The sequence below is a fragment of the Pseudovibrio denitrificans JCM 12308 genome (assembly GCF_001310815.1).
Taxonomy (GTDB): Bacteria; Pseudomonadota; Alphaproteobacteria; order Rhizobiales; family Stappiaceae; genus Pseudovibrio; species Pseudovibrio denitrificans.
Genome location: NZ_BAZK01000051.1, coordinates 1 through 5,287, shown reverse-complemented (window position 1 = coordinate 5,287; position 5,287 = coordinate 1). Strand labels below are relative to the sequence as shown.

General features: G+C 44.8%; 1 protein-coding gene. It reads right to left on the bottom strand.

From position 1 onward, the window contains the following. Positions 1 to 4,544: putative Ig domain-containing protein (locus JCM12308_RS27215; RefSeq protein ID WP_208978974.1), on the bottom strand; the 4,544-nt coding region annotated here is incomplete at its 3' end. Between the last annotated feature and the right edge of the window lie 743 nt (positions 4,545 to 5,287).

Sequence of the window (5,287 nt, the reverse complement as noted above, 5' to 3'; positions counted from 1 at the left end):
CCAGCACCACCATAAAGCTCATCGTAACCTTCACCGCCATAAAGCTTGTCATTGCCAGCTAAGCCATAGAGTTTGTCGTTGCCAGCCAGACCATGGATTTCATCGGCCGCAGCCGTTCCTTTTAAGGTCTCATTGGCAGAGGTGCCCATGATGGGCTCAGGCTGTGTATCTGAGGCTGTAATCGTCAACTTGAAGACATCTGCTGTGCTCAAGGCTCCATCTGAAGCGCTGACCTTGATCAGCACCTCACCAGCTGAACTTGCTGGCGCGGTACCAGTAAAGGTATTGCCATTGAAGGAAAGCCATGCCGGTAGAGCAGAGCCATCACTCAGGCTGGCACTGAATGTCAGTATTGTCCCTTCCGGATCTGAGAAGGAGCCGGCTGGAACCGTATAAGACCATGCGGAGCCCTCACTCAGGCTCTGATCAGTCAAAGCCTGTGACAGAACAGGGGGCTGGTTTAGAAGCTGTCCCACAACCTGACGAGATTTAGTGCGCCCGGCCTTGTCATAGGTAAACGTGGTCACCTGACCTTTGTTGTCGGTCTGCTTGATCAGCCGGTTTGCTCCATCATATTCCTTAGTCCAAGTGCCAAGGTTGGGGTCTGTTGCGGAGACCTGATTGCCCAGGCCATCAAAGCTGTAAGTCCAGATGGAACCGGCTGGGTCCGTGACTTTGACCAGCTGATTGAGCACATCATAGTCCATGCGGGTGGCCAGCCACTGGCCATCCAGCAACTTCTCACGCACCACTTCATTGTCATAAGCATCAAAATGGGTGCGCGCCTTGTTGCCAAGCGCATCCGTGACTTCAACAAAGCGGAACTGAGGACCTGCACCATAGCTGGTGCGCATAAAGCTACCATCACCATAATCCATACGGGTCTGACGTCCCAAAGCGTCGTAGCTGTAGGTAACAGGCTGCGGTTCAGTACCCGGTGCATGCAGTGGCTTGGCCCAGGCCTTCTGACCTCTTGCATTGTAACCGGTCAGCTCACGGACGATCTGTCCGGCTCCAACATCCTGTTCCGTTTTCCAGACCCGGCCCAGCCCATCATAATACTCCCGGCTGGTCACAGGCGTGCTGCCTTTGGTCGGGGTACTGGTCTTAACGATGTGCTGGCTGGTTGGAACACCCCAGTTGACATAAGAAAGAGCCTCATACCCGCCATCAGGGTACTCGGTACGCACAAGGCGGCACAGCACGTCATAGCTATAACTGGTGACCTTGCCATTGGCGTCCGTTTGTGTCAGCGGCTGGCCACAGGCTTTATCCCAACTGGTGCGCACTTTGTGGCGCGTATCGCCGCCATGATAAAGCGGGCTGCGCTCTTCAATCGGGAACAGGTGGTCCTGGGCATCATAGACGTAACTTGTCGTCTCACCCAAAGCATTCTTCCGGCTGATTAGATTGCCATAGCTGTCATAGCTGTTTTGCTCAAGAACACGTTTGTCTTCATTGCCGCCACCAGTCCATTGGGAGACCTGTGTCGTCAGCCCCTTCGTCGGAGCAACATCGACGTTCTGATTGTCATAGTAATTCCAGCGGCGCATGGCCCGGCGGTCACTGTAATCATAAGATGTGCCCTCATTCACCTGTTCGACAGCCCACCGGTCTACAATGTACTTATCGATATTGGGATAAGACCAACGGGTATAGGTACGCTCATCTCCACTCTTAGCTACATCTCCATGATCAACTCGATGCTTGAGCTGACCATAAGCATCAAATTCCCGGACCACCTTGCGCACTTTCTCAATGCCGCCATCGTAAGTAAAGATCAGGCTGGCTGTGTTCAGCGAAGTGAACGGAGCGTTGTCATTCTGAGCGGTATATTCTTCCACTTGCTTGCGCAAGACAGTGCCATCGCCGTCTTTCCAGACCCGCTGTGCAATCTTACCAACAGAGGCAAGATCCTGACGATAGGTAGTCTCAATCGTCGGAGCATTGGACTCACCAGAAACCTTCGGCAAAATCGTGATGATCTTCCCAAAACCAAGGCTGCGGTTATAGTACTTGTTATAGCGTCCCCCCTCATACTTAAAAGAGATTGTCTGTAAAGTACTGAGCCCATCGTCAACAGTAATATCTGAAACTAAAACAGTGTTGAACGGCTGCAGGTTATCTTTGACCTTGCGACTAGTCGTATAATTAATTGTAGTAATTTTACCTTCGGCTGATGTCGTACGCTTGAGCAAATTACCAAAACCACCGTTCCCATAACTAATAGTTCTAAATCGCTCTGAGCTAGTATCTATGCGCCCTACAACATCAAGTAAACCATCACCATTAAAATCGCCAAATCCTGCAAAGTCCTCAATGATCAGCTGCTTTCCAGTATTTGCATCGTTCAATGGTACAAATTGAGCGCCGGTTGAAATGAAAATCCGAGATGCATACGGGAAATGAGTATCACAAAATCCGTACCTGCTACACGCTTTTGCACCACTCATAAAGTTATGTTGTATTAGGTCTGAAAGACCGTCATTGTTTACGTCGATTACAATAAACTTATTTAGGTCTCTGTAAGCATCACCAGCCAACTCAATAAAAAAATTACCGTAATATGGATCTGTTTTAGGGACCTCAAACTTGGATTGCTCAGTCCATACACTTGGTGAAAGGAAGTTGTCTCCGGTGCTAAGTAAAACAGAAATATTTTTTTTATCAATATCTTGAGCCAAATCGCTCAATCCATCACCATTAAAGTCGCCAAACCCTTTCGCATAAAGATCATCACCGAAAACCTTAATGTAACCTAGAGAAGACATGCTATCGAAGTTGCCTTCAAAATTACGATATAGATAGTCTGTGGCGCCTACAGATATAAAATCATCTAATCCATCACCGTTAATGTCAAAGAACTTGTCTAAGTCATCACGACTAAACTTATCTTCGATCAAACCCGCCGAGGTTGATAACAGCTTAGCTTTACTTTCATTTATCTCATAACTATGAATTTTTTTTGTTTTTTCATTAAATGTCAGAATGACTTGTGAGTTGGATCTATGTGTCTGCGCCATCACAGCATTTGTTGCGTCAGTCTGAAGAAGACTTACATGTTTGTAACTATCATCATCAAATTTTGAGATCAGCAACTCTCCGTCCCTAAAATTATCGTCGAAGTAAACGACTGCAACTCGCTCATTTGTCAATGACTTCGGTAATAATCCTAAATATTTATGATCATAGTTATAAGAGAGTGGAGGATTGTCGTCTTTGAAAAGAATATTACTAGATATACTTGCTTGCTCATTGTCTAATACAAGTATTCTTGCAGCATTATCGTTACTTAGGCCATCCCCTCCTTCATTATCATCTTCACCTCGTACATATCCAGACCAAAAAATTTCATCTTTGCCATCTCGATTGAAGTCAGCTCCATTTACTGGAAAAAATCTTTGCCAATAGTCAACACCATTAGCTTGCGTGTTAAAACTCTTATCTTTGAAACTGATGACCTCTGGTTCATACTCGAAATATAACGCTGGAAGCTTAGTGCCAGAATTGACACGATTGTTGGCAATCTTGTAATCTGAGCCAAACTCCTCAACTTTCATAAGAAGGCTTTTCCTGGTCAGATCTGAACTAGAATAGTCTAAACTATAAGCTCGAAGTTTATTTCCTTCTTCTTTAATCTCGATAGAAGTTAACTTGTGATGTTGCTCACCAAATATCGAAGTACCTGTCGCAAATGATATGACATCAGATCTTTGACCATAATTGAATTTTATTTGGTATGGACCGTAACTAATTAATGCCAACCTGTGGGCGTAACCCTCGGTTTGCTGATCGATTGTCCAACTATATTTGATTTTATTCCCTAAAGTATCCATTTCTTCATTAAGCAGCCAAGTGGATACATTTAGCAGTTTTTGAGCCTCTTCGGAGTTTTCTTCGCTAACATCTTTAAAGTAAGATACCGGCCTGTACTGGCGTTTTATACCCGCAGTTGATAACACCTCCCAAGTGTTATTATTAATCTTACGCTCAATCTTAAAATAGTTATCACTCTGAGCTGCAAAATTGCCGCCACTACTGCAAGATGCTGATGTTTTTTTGGTTTTCCAATGGTCTGGGTAAGAACCGCTCCAAATATTACTGGCATTATTATCAGCACAAGCCAAAAGTTGAATGCCGTCAAGTTGATAAATGTCTTTGAAATCTTCGAAAAATGGGACGCCTCCACCTATGTTTGTTCGTTTGATTACTGATCCCGCATGTAAAGACCAGCCAAGCCCAAGTACTGCACTTGCATCTGAATTTTGACGCTGGGTTGAGGTGTATTGTAAAGAAACAGAAGGTTTTATTGAATAAAACTGAGGAGCATTGATAGCAACACGCTGAGTATACTTCCCCTGCGGACTAACTTCAGGTTTTTTGTCGGTGGGAATTACCAATGGTGCCCTATGGACATTCAACTCTACACCATTTTGAGGATTGCTGTCTTGGCTAAGAGCTATCGAAATGTTCTGGGTTAATAACAATGTTGCAGAACAGCACATAACTATAGCTGAGCGTAGTTGACGACTAAGGAAAATCATTTTGCTCCACTTAACTCAATCAAAAAGTGTGATGGATGCATGTATAATACCTGAGTGTAAAAATCAAGTTTTAATATGAGTATTATTCTCAAGTTAAATAGCTGCGTTGCGTACGTCTAAGTTAGCCTACATTAGGCCCTCACTTGCTTATTTTGGGCCAACTGACGTAACCAGGCCGAGCACAAACATTTGGGCGTCACGAAGAACAGTAAGGAGGTATTGAATCGCATTCACCCACGTTTAGTATTTCTGAACTGGTAAGAGCCAGACGAACCATACATCCGAGTGAAGACGCCGTACGGCGTTTTATGGAATCTCGTCTCACACAACTTCAAGTGCGAGTAACGCAAAAAAGCCCATTGCTGACATTCATAATACTATCTGTCTTGCTGCACCCACGTAGCTCTGTTCTCCGATCAACGCTAGCTACTGTGCTAACTTAACCAACATTAGTCTTTAGCTTGTCATCTGCCTGGGAAAATCTGCAGAAAATGGCTTTCGGATCTGTGGCTCCATGTTGCACAGTGGCCGAGTACTTGACCAGCTCGTCGTATTGGTGTTCGATCTCCTCCAATCAACAACATGGATATTGTTACACTGAATAGTACTCATCATTCCTCGTCTCAAATTTTGAGTTTAATGGCAGTTCAGTTGCATTGAGTTATTTGAGCTCATGCATCGTGATCATGTGCTAGATCTGCGTCTTTTGATCCCTTGAAAGGGACGGGATAAATCTACAACCT